Origin of the sequence: Streptomyces sp. NPDC005574, assembly GCF_040605435.1 — a bacterium.
In the GTDB taxonomy this organism is placed as follows: domain Bacteria; phylum Actinomycetota; class Actinomycetes; order Streptomycetales; family Streptomycetaceae; genus Streptomyces.
In genome coordinates this window covers 198,549-212,927 of record NZ_JBEXCW010000002.1, presented here as the reverse complement: position 1 = coordinate 212,927, position 14,379 = coordinate 198,549, and the positions used below count along the sequence as shown (strand labels likewise).

10 protein-coding genes and 1 tRNA gene are annotated in these 14,379 nt (G+C 72.4%); 5 read left to right on the top strand and 6 right to left on the bottom strand.

Going from position 1 to position 14,379, the window contains the following annotated elements; translation table 11 throughout:
* The first annotated feature begins 1 nt into the window (after position 1).
* The gene (locus ABZT03_RS02615; RefSeq protein WP_356032450.1) at positions 2-1,687 is read left to right on the top strand and encodes a DoxX family membrane protein; all 1,686 of its coding nucleotides are present in this window, start codon (positions 2-4) and stop codon (positions 1,685-1,687) included.
* Between the two features lie 154 nt (positions 1,688-1,841).
* Here the strand turns inward: ABZT03_RS02615 and ABZT03_RS02610 are convergent, their stop codons facing one another.
* From ABZT03_RS02610 to ugpC, 3 genes are all read right to left on the bottom strand, one after another.
* A complete protein-coding gene (locus ABZT03_RS02610) occupies positions 1,842-2,573 on the bottom strand; it encodes a nucleotidyltransferase family protein (protein ID WP_356032447.1) in 732 nt (243 codons plus the stop codon).
* A 94-nt stretch (positions 2,574-2,667) separates the two neighbouring features.
* On the bottom strand, positions 2,668-3,123 hold the full coding sequence (locus ABZT03_RS02605) for a hypothetical protein (RefSeq protein ID WP_356032445.1): 456 nt from the start codon (positions 3,121-3,123) through the stop codon (positions 2,668-2,670).
* Positions 3,124-3,328: 205 nt separating this feature from the next.
* Complete coding sequence (gene ugpC, locus ABZT03_RS02600) at positions 3,329-4,465, bottom strand: sn-glycerol-3-phosphate ABC transporter ATP-binding protein UgpC (RefSeq protein WP_356032442.1); 1,137 nt, start codon at positions 4,463-4,465, stop codon at positions 3,329-3,331.
* A gap of 243 nt (positions 4,466-4,708) precedes the next feature.
* On the opposite strand from ugpC, the gene ABZT03_RS02595 reads away from it, so the two are divergent.
* The 3 genes from ABZT03_RS02595 to fxsT all read left to right on the top strand — a co-directional run bounded on the left by ABZT03_RS02595 (position 4,709) and on the right by fxsT (position 10,680).
* Positions 4,709-4,782: transfer RNA gene (locus ABZT03_RS02595), tRNA-Thr, on the top strand.
* 114 nt (positions 4,783-4,896) lie between these two features.
* Positions 4,897-6,369, top strand: coding sequence for a hypothetical protein (locus ABZT03_RS02590; protein WP_356032439.1), 1,473 nt, complete (start codon positions 4,897-4,899; stop codon positions 6,367-6,369).
* A 147-nt stretch (positions 6,370-6,516) separates the two neighbouring features.
* Positions 6,517-10,680: an FxSxx-COOH system tetratricopeptide repeat protein gene (gene fxsT, locus ABZT03_RS02585; protein WP_356032437.1), complete on the top strand. Its 4,164-nt coding sequence runs from the start codon at positions 6,517-6,519 to the stop codon at positions 10,678-10,680.
* A gap of 4 nt (positions 10,681-10,684) precedes the next feature.
* On the opposite strand, the gene ABZT03_RS02580 is transcribed toward fxsT, so the two are convergent.
* The 3 genes from ABZT03_RS02580 to ABZT03_RS02570 all read right to left on the bottom strand — a co-directional run bounded on the left by ABZT03_RS02580 (position 10,685) and on the right by ABZT03_RS02570 (position 13,943).
* Positions 10,685-12,520 (bottom strand): HEXXH motif domain-containing protein, encoded by a 1,836-nt coding sequence (locus ABZT03_RS02580; RefSeq protein WP_356032434.1) that lies wholly within the window; start codon positions 12,518-12,520, stop codon positions 10,685-10,687.
* 17 nt (positions 12,521-12,537) lie between these two features.
* Positions 12,538-12,705 carry a hypothetical protein gene (locus ABZT03_RS02575; RefSeq protein WP_356032431.1) on the bottom strand — a complete coding sequence of 56 codons (168 nt, stop codon included), beginning with the start codon at positions 12,703-12,705 and terminating at the stop codon, positions 12,538-12,540.
* A gap of 131 nt (positions 12,706-12,836) precedes the next feature.
* Positions 12,837-13,943, bottom strand: coding sequence for a trypsin-like peptidase domain-containing protein (locus tag ABZT03_RS02570; RefSeq protein ID WP_356032428.1), 1,107 nt, complete (start codon positions 13,941-13,943; stop codon positions 12,837-12,839).
* 249 nt (positions 13,944-14,192) lie between these two features.
* On the opposite strand from ABZT03_RS02570, the gene ABZT03_RS02565 reads away from it, so the two are divergent.
* Positions 14,193-14,372: a hypothetical protein gene (locus ABZT03_RS02565; RefSeq protein WP_356032426.1), complete on the top strand. Its 180-nt coding sequence runs from the start codon at positions 14,193-14,195 to the stop codon at positions 14,370-14,372.
* Positions 14,373-14,379: the final 7 nt, after the last annotated feature.

Genomic DNA, 14,379 nt, shown 5'->3' with positions numbered 1-14,379 from the left:
GATGAGTGTGGACACCAGAACACCCCGCACACCCACGGGGGACGGCCCGTCGGGATTCGACGACGCTCCCGCGCTGAGCATGGTGAAGGTGCCGAGCGATCCGGCGCAGATCATCGTCAATCACGCGAGCTTCCGCGTGCAGTTGGGCGCGTCGACGCGGCGCGCCCAATCCTCGCGGATCGCACGGCACTTGAGCGCCGGCGACGATCCCTCGCGGATGCCCGCGGCCGCCCGTCGCCGGCCCGTCGTCTGGAGCGGCAGGTCCGCCCCCGACGACACCGGCGCCCACCGGCTGCTCCAGGCGGTGCGGGGCGGCAGCGTCCGCCACGGCGAGGAGCCCGCCGACGCCGGGTCGACCCAGGTCATCCCTCGCGTCGGTCCCGGCGGCGGGTACCCCGGCGACGGCTACGACTCCCTGGACCAGACCGTCGAGACCCCCGTGGTCGGCGCCCAGCGCACCCCGAACACGAGCGGCACCCGCCTGCTGCCGCACATGCGCACCGTCGGCTCCGCCTACGACGAACCGGCCTACGGCGAGACCGTGTACGACCGGTCCCACCGCCCCGCCCACGACGAGAACACCTACGGCGACGAGGAGTTCGCGGAGTCCGGTGGCGCGGCGCGCGAGGGCCGGCGCGCCAGGCGCCACAGCGACGACCCCGCCCGGCACGCCTACTACCCGGGCCGCCGGATGAACCTCGGCGTCGTCCTGCTCCCGCTGCGCATCTTCCTCGGCTTCATCTCCATCTACGCCGGCATGGGCAAGCTCTGCGACCCCGTCTACTTCGACGGCGGCAAGCGCGGCTCCATGGTCAAGTGGCTCAACACCCTGCACCCGTGGGAAGTCGCCGAGCCGCTGCGCCAGTTCGCCCTCCAGCACCCGGTGGGCTCCGGCCTCGTCATCGCCTTCGCCCAGGTCGTCGTCGGCGTGCTCACGGTCCTCGGCTGCTGGCAGCGGGTCGCCGCGGTCTTCGGCGCGCTGCTGTCGGCCGCGCTCATCGTCACCGTCAGCTGGAAGACCCTCCCGGTCTACGACGCCCCCGACATCATCTATCTCGCCGCCTGGTCCCCGCTGATCATCGCCGGTGCCCCCGTCTACTCCGTCGACGGACGGCTCGCGGGCAGCGCCTGGCGCCGGCTGGGCCCCCGCTCCGACATCTGGGAGCTGCGCCAGTTCGTGCTGCGCCGCGGCGCCCTCGTCACCGCGGTCACCGTCGGACTCACCCTGCTCGTCGGCTCGTTGCTCGGCGGCGCCGTCCGCGACTCCGACCGCGTGGTCGTCCCCGGCCCCGGCGAGGCCCCGCGCAACGAACTGCCCGGCTCCCCGCTCCCCGAGGAGCCCGGCAAGCCGCACCGGGCCACTCCGTCGGCCCCGAGCTCGCCCAGCCGCAGCGCCGCGTCGCACCAGGCCGACCCGTCGTCTGCGGCGACGACTCCGGGCGCCACCCGCGACACCGGTACGGCCGGCGGCGGTTCGCCCAGCCAGACCCAGGGCACCGCGGGCCGGCCGGCCCAGCCGCGGCCGTCCTCCCCGGCGCAGCAGGCACCCAGCACCAGCTCGGGGCCGACCTCGGGCGGCACCACCACCAGCGGGGGCGGCACCTCCGGCGGCGGCACGAGTGGCGGCTCCGGCGGCGGAGGCTCGTCCTCCGGCCAGCCGGGCCTGGTGGGCGGCCTGTTGGGGTAGCCGGGCCGGTGGGCGGCATCCTGGCCACGCCCGCCGGCTGAACCACTCTTCGGCCCGTACGACGACGGGGCCCCGCATGGAAGACGTGCGGGGCCCCGTCGTCGTACGGGAAGGCGGTGGTGGGCGGTGCCCGGCTGCCGGAGCGGAAGCGCGCTCAGCGTCCCAGGGCGGCCAGTTCCTTCGCAGCCTCCGTGAGGTCCTTGGCGGTGTCGATGGCACGCCAGTAGGCGCCCTGCGGGATCGGGAAACCCGCCAGGCTGAGCTGACGGGCCAGGTGCGGGAACGTGGTGCGCTCGTGGTCGCCGCGCTCGGGCAGCAGGTCGGCGAAGGCCGGGGAGAAGACGTAGACGCCGGCGTTGATCTCGTACGTCGTCGGCGGGGCCTCGATGAAGTCCGTGACGTGACCGAAGCCGTCCGTCTGCACGGCGCCCCACGGGATGCGCGGGCGGGCCAGCGCGAGGGTGGCGACGGCGTCGCGCTCGGTGTGGAAGTCCGCCATGTCGCGCAGCGAGAAACGGGTCCAGATGTCGCCGTTGGTGGCGTACCAGGGCCGGTCCGGGTGCGGGAGGTGCGCGGCGGCGTACTTCAGTCCGCCACCGCGGCCGAGGGGTTCGGTCTCGACGACCGTACGGACGTTCACCGGCAGGTCGGCCGTCTTCAGCCAGTTCTGCAGGACGTCGGCGAGGTGGCCGCAGCTGATCACCACGTCCGTCACGCCCTCCTCGGCGAGCCAGACGAGCTGGTGGCCGATGATCGGCGTCCCCGTGCCGGGGATCTCGACCATCGGCTTGGGCCGGTCGTCGGTGTAGGGACGCAGCCGGGAGCCCTGGCCGCCGGCCAGGATCACGGCTTGAACGGGGCGGGACGCGGCGTTCGGATCGGTCATGACCGAACTGTACGTCGCGTCCCGCGGGCGGCTTCGGGCCGGTGACCGTTCGTTGATCAGGCGTTCCCTCTCCGGGTGCGCGGGGGAGTCGCGGTCAGTTGTGTGCGGCCGCGACACCGGTGGCGAAGGAGGTGTCGCAGACGGGGCGGGCGTAGGACTGGGCGCGGGAGGGGCCGTACACACGGACCGCGGCGCGGCCCAGGGCGCGGGCGATGGACACGCAGTGCTCGGCCAGGGACGGGTGGCCGTTGACGGCCTGCTGGAGGTGCGTCAGCGCGACGCCCGGGTCCTTGTCGTGGAGCTCGGTCAGGAGCTGGTCGCGCAGGACGTCCTGCGGGGCGCGGGCGGCCGACCGGGTGGAGGCGCCGATGACCGAGGCGTCCGAGGCGGTGAGGACCGAACCGGCCGGACTACCGGACCAGTTGACCCGGGTGACGGCCAGGGTGCCGGACAGCACCATGACGACGGGCAGGACAAGGGCGAGGGTGCGGCCGATCCGGTGGGCGGGGCCCCGGCCGCGTCGCGTCTGCTGGTTAGTGGAGTGCTTCACGCGTGTGAGGGTAGCGCGGGGTAATGATTTGGCGACATTTAGTCACCGGTTCGGGGGATGAACTGGTGCCCCGGGTCAGGTAGTGCGTTGACGCACACTGCTCGAAATGACCGGTCTGCCGGGGTATTTGTCGACAGCGAAGAGGGCCCCGCAGCGTGCTGCGGGGCCCTCTTCGTCAATGCGGGTGAAATTGTCCGGGTCGGGCTCAGTCGGAGAGACGCTCACCCGTGGAGGTCGAGAAGACGTGGAGCTCGCCCGGCCGCGGCACGACGTGCAGCTGCGAACCCTTCTCGGGCACCTGGCGGCCGTTGACGCGGACCACGAGGTCCTTGATCTCGCCGTCGACGTCGGCGGTGCCGTAGACGTAGCCGTCGGCGCCGAGCTCCTCGACGACGTTCACGGAGACCGCGAGACCGGCCGGCGCGTCCTCGGTGTCCTTCGTCAGGGCGGTCGCGGCGGCGCCGTTGTGCTCCACCACGTCGAAGTGCTCGGGACGGACGCCGACGGTGACGGTCCGGTCACCCTTGTCGGAGGCGGCCTTGAGGGCGTCACGGTTGACCGGCACCACGCTGTTGCCGAACTTCACACCGCCGTCGGTGATCGGCACCTCGACCAGGTTCATCGCGGGGGAGCCGATGAAGCCGGCGACGAAGAGGTTCACCGGACGGTCGTACATGTTGCGCGGGGAGTCGACCTGCTGCAGCAGACCGTCCTTCAGCACGGCCACCCGGTCGCCCATCGTCATGGCCTCGACCTGGTCGTGGGTGACGTAGACGGTGGTGATGCCGAGGCGGCGCTGGAGCGAGGCGATCTGCGTACGCGTGGACACGCGGAGCTTGGCGTCCAGGTTGGACAGCGGCTCGTCCATGAGGAAGACCTGCGGCTCACGCACGATGGCGCGGCCCATGGCCACCCGCTGGCGCTGACCGCCGGACAGGGCCTTCGGCTTGCGGTCCAGGTACTCGGTCAGGTCGAGGATCTTCGCGGCCTCCTCGACCTTCTGCCGGATCTCCGCCTTGTTGATGCCGGCGATCTTCAGCGCGAAGCCCATGTTGTCGGCGACCGACATGTGCGGGTAGAGCGCGTAGTTCTGGAACACCATGGCGATGTCCCGGTCCTTCGGCGGCAGGTGCGTGACGTCACGGTCGCCGATGCGGATGGCACCGCCGTTCACGTCCTCGAGCCCCGCGAGCATGCGGAGCGAGGTGGACTTGCCGCAGCCGGACGGACCGACCAGGACGAGGAACTCGCCGTCCTCGATGTGGATGTCGAGACCGTCGACGGCGGGCTTGGTGGAACCCGGGTAGATCCGGGTCGCCTTGTCGAACGAGACAGTGGCCATGGTGAAGGGCCCCCTTCTACCGGCAGGAACGTGCCGGACGATCCGTTGTGGAAGGTGGTGTGCCACCACGACGGGTGATACCGGCGTGGTGTAGTCCACACGAGTGAACTGGCTCTGGACGGTACCTGGCGTTCACCTCGTCTGTCAGTACCCGGACCCCTGTGAACTTCGCGGAAATTTTCGATCGGCGCCGCTGGGACCTGGGTACACTGCTCGGGCACGTACGTCGCCACGCGCGTGCGCGCCTCCTTAGCTCAGCTGGTCAGAGCGCCGCTCTTGTAAAGCGAAGGTCGTCGGTTCGAATCCGACAGGGGGCTCCGTGATCCACCAGGGGCGACGCCCCGCACCGTTCCGCTGCCGCGCCGCGGTCCTCCGCCGTACGCTGGTCGCCTCCATCAGGGATCCGCGCCGGTTGTCTGGAGGTAACGGGGTTGAGAGGGCGTAGTCCGGAACGGGTCCGCAACGAGTTGGTCGTCTCCATCGTGGACGCGCTCCAGGGCTCGGCTACGGTGAACCAGGCGGGCAGCCGTGAGCTCTGGCGGGAGCTGCTCGCCGACGAACTGGGCTCGCCCGTGGAGCCGTTCGGCGGGGACCGGCTGAGGCCCTGGCTCCTCCAGGTCGTCAAGGGATGCACCGCCGTAGGAGACGGACCGGCCTGTCTGGTGCGGTCCCTGGAGTACGTCGAGCAGCAGTCGGCGACGGTGGCCGGGCTGTGGCCCCTGGTGGACGAGTGGGAGGCCGTCGACTTCTTCAACAACGCCGACCTCGGCGAGCTGCGGCCCGTCCTGTTCTCCCTGCGCCCCCCGGACCTGGCCGCCATGGCCCGCCGGGCGAGCCGGTCGCGGGTGCAGGAGCTGCCCGCCTGGTGCCAGACGGCCTGGCAGGTGTTCCTGCGGCTGGCGGGCGAGAACGCCCCGGCCGGTGACCTCCCGCCGAGCATGGCCTTCCTCGCGCTGGCGGCCGACCGGCTCGTGGAGGACGGCACGCCGGACGCCGCCGAACTCGTGCGCCGGTTCAACCGCGGCCAGGCCCAGGCGCTGGGCCTGGAGCGGCTGCTCGCGGACTGGCAGCGCTCCGACTTCCCGCAGCCCGCGCCCTCGCTGGTCCCCGCCTACCTGATGATCCAGTTCGAGCCGGACCGGATCGAGGCCGACCGCTACTACCTGTCGCACTGGCGCCAGTCCGACTCCGAGGGCTGGCACCCGGTGCGGGGCGAGACCGTCCACCTGGGCCGCGAGGAACTCCCCGGCGCGGTGGAGCAGCTCGTCGAGGAGACCGAGGCGCGCTGGGCCGACCTGCGGCAGCCGGTCATCCTGGAGTTCGTGCTGCCCTGGGAACTGCTCAACGAACCCGTCGAGTGGTGGTCCAAGGAGTCAGGCAGCGGCTCCCCCACCCCGCTGGCCCTCGACTATCCGGTGGTGGTCCGCAGCCTGGAGCGCTTACAGCGGGCCGCGTGGCACCGGCCCTGGCACACCAAGTGGCGCCAGCTGCGGGAGCGGCCCGCGGACAGCCACTCGCACCGCAGCCGCCCCGGGCAGGACGGGTCGTACTTCTTCCATCTGGAGCGGGAGCTGAAGGAGGACCGGCACGCGGTCTGCCTGGTGCTCAGCCAGCCGCCCGGTGACGCGTCGGGCATCGGCCGCCAGGAGATCCTCGCCGGTCTGCGGGCGGGGGTGCCCGCGATGATCTGGCACCGCAGCGACTGCGCTGACCCGATGTTCCAGGACGCCATCGGCGAGATCCTGGAGGACCGGGGGCTGGGCCGGCTCGCGGAACGCGTCGGGCAGTGGCGCAAGGAGGCGCTGGCCCTGGGCCCCGGCGGCTGGCAGCAGCACGTGGGCCGCCATCTGGCGATCCTGCTGGACGATCCGGAGCACCGGCCGGGCCCGCCCGGCCCGGTGTAGGCCGTGGGGTCGTGGACCGGTGAGGGGCCCGAGGTGCGGTCGTCCGCCGGCTCGTCGCCGTCGGCCCTCGGCGGGCGGCACGCGGTCTTGCACGCGGCAGTGCGGGCTGTCAGGCTGAAGCCGAGGACGGCCCGCCGGCCGTCGCACATGCGTGACAGCACAGGGGGTCGAGAAACACCCGCCGTTCGACTGTTCCCTTCCTCCTTCCCTCTGCTGCGGCAGGCCGTGTTGCAACGCGCGCCCGCCGCTGCCAGGCTGGGCACGTGGCTGTCACGCATGCCCGCACCCTGCGGGACTTCTCGGTACTCCCCGGCTCGGGCACTACCGGACGCTCTGAGAGTGCTTATGCAGTGTGACGACGGCCCACGAGCAGCAGCGGCACCGGCATCCGACGAAGCGTCAGTCGACGCGCCGGCGCACGCCCTGAGCGGACTAGCGCAGCCCGGTCCCGGACTCCGCCCCGCCGTCCTGCTCGTCGTGGACGACCACGTCACCATGCGGGTGTGGGACGACCTGATCGCCCGGCTGGCCGGTGAACTCGCCGCCCGGGACGGGATCGGCCCGGTCACCCGCGTACGGCTGCTGAGTTCCGACGACACCGAACCGGCCCGCGTCCGGCTGGAGCACCTGCCCCCCGCCGAGTCCGCGCACCGGGTGGTGCTGGTGCTGACCGACGGGCTGGCCGCGGGCTGGCGGTCCGACGCCGTGCTCCCGCTGCTGCGCGAACTGGGCCGCTCCGAACCCCTCGCGGTGGTGCACCTGCTGCCGCAACGCCTGTGGTTCCGCACCGGTCTGGACCCGCACCGGATGCGGCTGCGGGCCGGGTCGCCCTGGGCGCCGAACCACGCGCTGGAGTGGCAGCTGCGCACCTCGCCCCTGGAGCCCGTCGACGACGACGCGGCCGGGCGCAGCGGTGTGGTGCCCGTCCCCGTGCTGGAACTGACGGAGCGGTCGCTGTCCGTGTGGGTCGACATGGTCGCCGGGCGGGACGAGGACTGGGTGGAGACGTCCGGGGTCCGGGCGCGGGACTGGAAGCGGCGGCCGGACGCCGCGCGGGCCGTGCCGTGGGTGGAGGACGTACCCGATCCGGCCAGCGCCGTACCGCCGTGGGAGCGGGTCTCGGAGTTCCGCGCGGCCGCCTCGCCCACCGCGTTCGCGCTGGCCACCCGGCTCGCGGCGGCCCCGCTGACGCTGCCCGTGATGGGCGTGCTGACCGCCTCGGTGCCCGGCGCCGGGCCCGCCCATCTCACCGAGCTGCTGATGAGCGGCCTGGTGCGGCCCGCGGGCGCCGACGCCGAGCGCGCGGCCGACGTGGCCTTCACCTTCGGCCCGAACATCCGCCAGGAGTTATTGGCGCTGTCCCGCCGCCGGGACACCGCGCGCGTGCTGCACGACGTACGGGAGCTGATCGCCGCGGCCGCGGAGGGCTCCGAACCCGTCCTGCCGTCCGCCGACGAACTCCTCGAGACCTCCGCCGTGCCGCTCGTGACGCGGCTCAACGTGGCCTTCCTGCGCGTCGAACTCATCGCGTTACGTGCCCTGTCCGGCCGGTTCCTGCCCCGGGCCGAGCGGCTCGGGCGGGCGCTGCGCGAGTACAACCGGCGCCACACGGTCAGCCTGAACAAGGGCGAGGACGCCGGAACACCGGCCTCCGCGGTCAACCTGCCGTCTCGGGTGGCCGGTGCGGCCGCGCGACGGCCCACGACAACTTCAGAATCAGAGGGAGCCACGGCCATGGCCACCACGCAGCAGCAGCCATCGGTGGAGAGCGGCCGTACGACGCAGCCGCGCATCTGGGGCAACATCCCCCCGCGCAACCCGAACTTCACCGGCCGCGTGGACCTTCTGGAACGGCTCAGCGAACGCCTCCAGGAAGGCACGACCACCGTGCTGCCCGAGGCCATCCACGGCATGGGCGGTGTCGGAAAGACCCAGCTGGCCATCGAGTACGCCTATCGGCACCAGGCCGACTACGACATCGTCTGGTGGATCCCCGCCGAGCGCCCCGGCCAGATCGGCCAGGCCCTGGTGGAACTGGCCCAGCGGCTCGGCCTCGGCACCAGCGCCGAGGCCAACATCGCCGGACCCGCGGTCCGTGAGGCGCTGCGCGAGGGGCGGCCGTACTCCCGCTGGCTGCTGATCTTCGACAACGCCGACAGCCCGGAACGGGTCCGCGACTACTTCCCCACCGGCGGCAGCGGCACCATCCTCGTCACCTCCCGCAACCGCCGCTGGAGCGTGGTGGGGCCCTCGCTCGAGGTGGACGTCTTCACCCGCGAGGAGAGCAAGGAGCTGCTGCGCCGGCCGCACGCCTACGGGGACGAACTCTCCGACGCCGAGGCCGACCAGCTCGCCGTGGCCCTCGGTGACCTGCCGCTCGCTCTCGAACAGGCCGCGGCCTGGCGGGCGGAGACCGGGATGCCGGTGTCGGAGTACCTGCGGCTGTTCGAGCACAAGCGCAGCGAACTCCTGGAGGTCTCGCCGCCGCCGGACTACCAACTCCCGGTCGCCGCCGCGTGGAACGTCTCCCTCGACCATCTGGAGACCCGCAGCCTCACCGCCCTGCGCCTGCTCCAGCTGTGCTCGTACTTCGCTCCCGACCCCATCTCCCGGTCGATCTTCTCCGGCCTCGGCGGCTCCAGCATCGACCCCGAACTCGACCGGGCCCTGAACGACCCGATGCGGCTCGCCCGGGCCGTCCGGGAGATCAACCGCTACTCCCTCGCCCGAATCGATCACCGGTCCAACTCCATCGAGATGCACCGCCTGGTGCAGGCCGTGCTGGTGCACCGGATGTCCCCCGAGGAACAGAACCGCATGCGCAACGGGGCACACACACTGCTGGCCGCCGCCGACCCGAAGGGCCCCAACCAGTCGGCCAACTGGCCGCGCTACGCCGAGTTGTACGGCCACGTCATCGCGTCGGGTGCGATCGAGTCCGACCAGCCGTGGGTGCGCGAACTGGTGATGAACGTGGCGAAGTACCTGTGGTACTGGGGGGATCACACCGTCGCCCGTGAGTTCTCCGAGCAGGCGTGGGACTCCTGGCGGCGGCTGTTCGGCGTGGAGGACCAGCAGACCCTGCTGATGGGGTGGTGGCTGGGCTTCCTGTACCTGAAGGTGGGGCGGTACAACGACGCCTCCGACCTGGTGGCGGTGCTCAAGGACGTGTACACCCGCACCGCGCCGACCGACCGCGAGGACATTCGCGAGGACGCGCTGGAGACGGTGAACCTCGAAGCCGCCGTACGACGGGTGCAGGGCGACTTCGACGCCGGCGCGGGACTGGACGAGATGGCCTACGAGCGGGCCCGGCGGGCCTTCGGCGAGGACGACCCGACCACCCTGGTCACCGCGCACAACCTCGGGGTGAGTCTCAGGCTGGTCGGCGAGTTCCAGCGCGCGCTGGAACTCGACCGGCACACCCACGTGATGAGGACGCGGCTGTTCGGCCGCGACCACCAGCAGTCACTGCACACCGAGGCGAGCATCGCCATCGACGTGCGCGAGACCGGCGACTACGTGGGCGCGCGCGCCCTGCAGCAGGCGGTCGTCGACGGTTACCGGGCGGCCTTCGGGCCCGGCAACCCCACCACCCTGCAGACGCTGCGGCAGCTGAGCGAGGCCTGCCGCAAGGAGGGCGACCACGCCACCGCGCTGGAACTGGCGCGGGAGGCCTTCGACCAGTTCACCCGCCGCTACGGCGACACCCACCCGGAGTCCCTGACGGCCGCCCTCGCGCTGTCGGTGGCGCTGCGGCACAACGGTGACCTGGAGGCGGCACGTGACCGGGGCGAGAAGGCCTCGGAGCGGTTCCGCAGGCTCTTCAACCCCGACCACCCGCACGTCCTGGCCGCGGACATCGACCTCGCGGTGACGCTGCGGTTGCTGGGGCGGGTGGAGGAGGCGAAGCGCCTGGACGAGACCGCCGCGGAGGCGCTCGCCGGGCGGCTGGGCGAGAACCACCCGATCGCGCTGGCCTGCTCGATCAACCTCGCGAGCGATCTGAGCCTGCTGGGGCGGCCGGCCGAGGCCCGTGAACTGGGCGAGAAGACCTGGGAGATGTGCCGGACGCGTCTGGGTGAGGACCACCCGACGACGCTGGTGTGCGCGGCGAACCTGTCGCTGGACCTGATCGCGGTGGGTGAGGAGACGAAGGGCGAGGCGCTGCGCGCCGCCACGCTGGAGCGGATGGAGCGGGTGCTGGACGAGCCGCGGCTGCGTTCGGCCGACCCCGCGCCGCACCCGGCCACCCTGCAGGCCCGGGCCAGGGAGCGCGCCAACTGCGACATCGACCCGATGCCACTGTGACCGGTCAGCGGCCGGGGCCGGGCGGCTCCTGACCCCCGGCGAGCCAGGTCGCGAGCCGGACGGGGTCCGGTGGTGTCCCGGTGGCCCGCCGCAACGACTCGTGGACCGCCCGGACCTGTTCCGGACGGTCGCTGAGCAGACGGGCCGCCTCCGGTGCCTCCCACCCCGTCGTGCCGAGCGCCTGGCCCAGGCCCGGCCAGGCACCCGGCGGGGCGGGGTCCGTCATCAGGTGGGTCAGGTAGGCGGAGCGTGCCGCCGCGGGGTCGCCCCCGGCGAGCAGGGCGTCGGCCGCCAGGGCCCCGGTGACCTGCGCCGCAGCCTTCTCGGGGTCTTCGGGTGGATGCCGGTCACCGTCCCGTCGAGCGATGTCGTGCCGCACCAGCATCGCCAGGCTGTCCAGCCGGCGTGCCGAGGCGTCGGGGACGGTGTCGGGTGCGGCGGCGGGCGAGGAGGGTGGTCCGCCCGCGCCCGCCAGCCAGGCCCGTACGGTCTCGTCCACGGCCGACGCGGGGGGACGCAGGTGGTGCGCCCGCCAGCGGGCGGCGTGGTTGTCCGCGCAGAGCCGGGCCAGGGCCAGCGGCTCCTCCGGCACGGGCTCCGCCAGCCACTCGGCGCAGCGGCCGCGCAGGGTCTCCAGCAGGGCGGCGCCGAGCGGGGTGAGCCGCGGATGGCGATGGACCTGCTCGATCGCCCGGGACACATGGATCCGCCACAGGGCGAACTCGAAGTCCGCCATGGCGGTGTGCGCGCCGGGGCTCTCGCGGTGGGTGTGCCAGAAGCGGGTGATCCCCACGAAGGCGTAGATGCCCTGGAGCAGCCCTTCCAGCGGCCTCGGGTCGTCGCGCCAGGGCGCGTACCACAGCTCACCGGGGGCACCGGTGTCGTCGGTGAGCAGGGGCGTCAGGTGCAGGAGTCCGCCCAGTTTGGTGTGCTGGAACTCGTGCACGAGGGTCACAGCCAGCTGGACGGCGTCGTCCGGCTCCGACGCCTCGATGCCGCCGAACGCGTCCCCCGAAGTCACACTGCGTGGCCGAAACCTTTCCCTCGCCGGAGTCGGCGTCAGCGACAGCACTCCCCGCCGGACGGCCTCGGCCGTGCCGGGCTGTTCCCGCAGCAGCACGTCCCAGGCCCGGTCCAGCAGCTCCCGCCACCGCGTCACGTCCTCCTCCGGCAGCGGGCGGGGCTCGGTCGGCTGCGGATAGGTGCGGTACGGGTCCACGTCGTCCAGGGCCACCTCCAGCTGCCGTGGCGCGGGGCCCACCACGAGCCGGCGCAGCGGATGCCATCCCGGCGCGGCCGCACCGGGAGTCCGCGGTACGGCGACGGTGGCGCCGGCCGCCTCGATCACGGCGCGCCCGCCCTCTGCCCGCACCGTGGCCGTCGTCCAGGGCTCCGCCGCGGGGACCACCGCGCAGCCGAGGGTGGGCAGCACGACCCGTCCGTGCCGCACCGGCACCTCGACCGTCGAGTCGATCTCCGCGCGTAGCCCCGCCACGGCGGCGAGCGCCGAGAAGTGGCCGAGTACGACCCACAGCGGCGGCTCGCCCGGGACCGGCGCCGCCCGCAGCCCGCGCAGCGCTGTCGCCAGCCACATTCCGGTCTGCGGATAGGTGAGCAGTTCGTCGACGACGGCGGGCGCGCGGTGCTGTGCCTCGCTGAGGAGATCCCACGCGGGGCCGAGCTCGGTGGCGTCGTCGAGCATCCGCAGGAGCAGGAGACGCCGGCTGCGTTCGGCGGAGAGCAGCAGGGCCACGGCGTCCGGATCCCCCTCGCCGCGGGTCAGTCCGGTGAGACTGCCGGGCGTGAGGCGGTGATACGGCAGCATGGGCTCAGCGGGCATCGGGAGCCCTGTCGGCGTCAGTCGAAGCGCTCGGCGTTCCCGAAGTCGCTGACGCTGGCCAGTGGGTGATCGATACCGCGGCGCAGTTCCTCCAGCGACGCGGCGATAACTCGGCCATCCATGGAGCGCAGCGTTTCAAGAGACACCCCCGCGAGATCGACGAGACCGGACTCGACGGCGGCCACAGACGGCTCCATGACGGCCAAACCCCTTCCCCCCGGCTTGTCTTGTGGATGTTGGCTGCTCACATCCCCCTCTTAATGGCCCGCCGGACGGAGGATGAAACCCCGCACCCGCTCGGCGACGCGATATCAGGTCAGTGGTGCTCATCTGCTCGGCGATGGCGCCGGGACAACTCCATCGCCTCCTGGTCCAAGCGGGCCACACCGGCGGAGTCGCCCTCCAACAACCGTATCGCTTCCAGGAACTGGTCCAGGGTTCCCCGATAACGCAGACACGTGTGCAGAATCCCGAAGACGTCCACCCGCAGCATCGGTGATCTCGGGCTCATCGCCGCGACCACGGGGTCGATGCTGTCGAGGACGAGCGCGAGGAGAGTGGGGTTGCGGACCGCGGGCAGCGCGGTCAAGGCACCCACCAGGGGGTCGAGTTCGCGCAGCGGGAGGCTGTCGGGCAGGTCGGTCAGGCGGGCCGGGCCGGTCTCTTTGGCTGCGTATCGCACCAACTCCCCGCTGACCGACGGCAGTCCGGCCCGCTCGTGCAGCAGGGTCAGTTCGGTTTCGGTCAGGGTCTCGTACCAGCGGTCCACGCGGACCGCGGCGAGGCGGCCCAGGCCGTCGCTGCGGTGGTGGGCGCTGACGACGGCGATGAGGGTGTCGTCGTGCCAGACGGCCGCGCCGGACATGCCCTCCCAGGGCGAACGCTCCGGCTCCCGGTCCGACTCCGGTGCGGTGAAGGCGAGTTCGAGGGTGCCCTCGCGGCGGTTGGAGAGCACGGAGGTCATGCCGGTCGCGTGGCACGAGTCGCGGTACTGCGAGGGCGAGCCGTCGTCCGGCGCGTGCGCGGGGTCGGCGCGCAGCTTGAACCGGGGGAAGCCCATGGCGCTGCACGGCAGGGTCACGTCCGCGTCGGGCACGGCGCCGTAGGAGGGCGGTGGGGTCGGCCGGGCGTGGATGCCGGGCGGTGCGGGCGCGAGGAGTTCCAGGAGGGCGACGTCGGCCTTGTCGGAGGCCAGGACCACGCGTGCGGGCACGGTCCACTCCTCGGCGCGGTCGGCCTCGAACCGTACGAGGACACCGTCCGGCGCGGCCTCGCGCACCACGTGGGCGGCGGTGAGCACCCACGAGGGGCCCGTCCGGTAGCCGGAGCCCCGGCGGCCCGCGGCCCGCCCCGCCGGCGGTCGCGCGATGACCTCGGCCACGCGGACCGGGTCGAGCCCGCGGCGGGCGTCTGCTGGCGGCACGCTGGTCAGCCCGCCTCTCTGTGCAACACCTCGGTCATTTCCTCCAGTTCACACACACGGCTTCTACCCGGAACGCTCATCCGTCACTCGATCCGGGTCGATTCCGCGCTGTGGTCCGTGTGGGGCGCCTGGGGTGCATTAGGGTCACTGAAGCGACTGCAAACCCCCGAAAGCGGGATATTCCGGTCCGCATGAGGTATTGATCGCCTCACCACCCACCATCATTTTCACAGTCACGGGGACGGCGCCATGGACAAGTCCGGAGTCGAGTCGGAGCTGATCGACCTCAGCGACGTGCCGTTGGACGCCTGGCCCGGTCTGAACCTGCCGTCCGCCGGGGACTCCATGCGGCGCCTGCTCGGCCGCATCGACGACCCGGCGAGCAGCCTCGGCGGCTACAACCCGCAGCGCGACGAAGCCGGCGAGTAGGTCCCCT

What these genes read in the sequence shown, in the direction of transcription:
- ABZT03_RS02615 (WP_356032450.1), top strand. Translation starts at nt 2, where the DNA reads ATGAGTGTGGACACCAGAACACCCCGCACACCCACGGGGGACGGCCCG.
- ABZT03_RS02610 (WP_356032447.1), bottom strand. Translation starts at nt 2,573, where the DNA reads ATGACCGATCCGAACGCCGCGTCCCGCCCCGTTCAAGCCGTGATCCTG.
- ugpC (WP_356032442.1), bottom strand. Translation starts at nt 4,465, where the DNA reads ATGGCCACTGTCTCGTTCGACAAGGCGACCCGGATCTACCCGGGTTCC.
- fxsT (WP_356032437.1), top strand. Translation starts at nt 6,517, where the DNA reads ATGCGTGACAGCACAGGGGGTCGAGAAACACCCGCCGTTCGACTGTTC.
- ABZT03_RS02580 (WP_356032434.1), bottom strand. Translation starts at nt 12,520, where the DNA reads ATGCCCGCTGAGCCCATGCTGCCGTATCACCGCCTCACGCCCGGCAGT.
- ABZT03_RS02565 (WP_356032426.1), top strand. Translation starts at nt 14,193, where the DNA reads ATGGACAAGTCCGGAGTCGAGTCGGAGCTGATCGACCTCAGCGACGTG.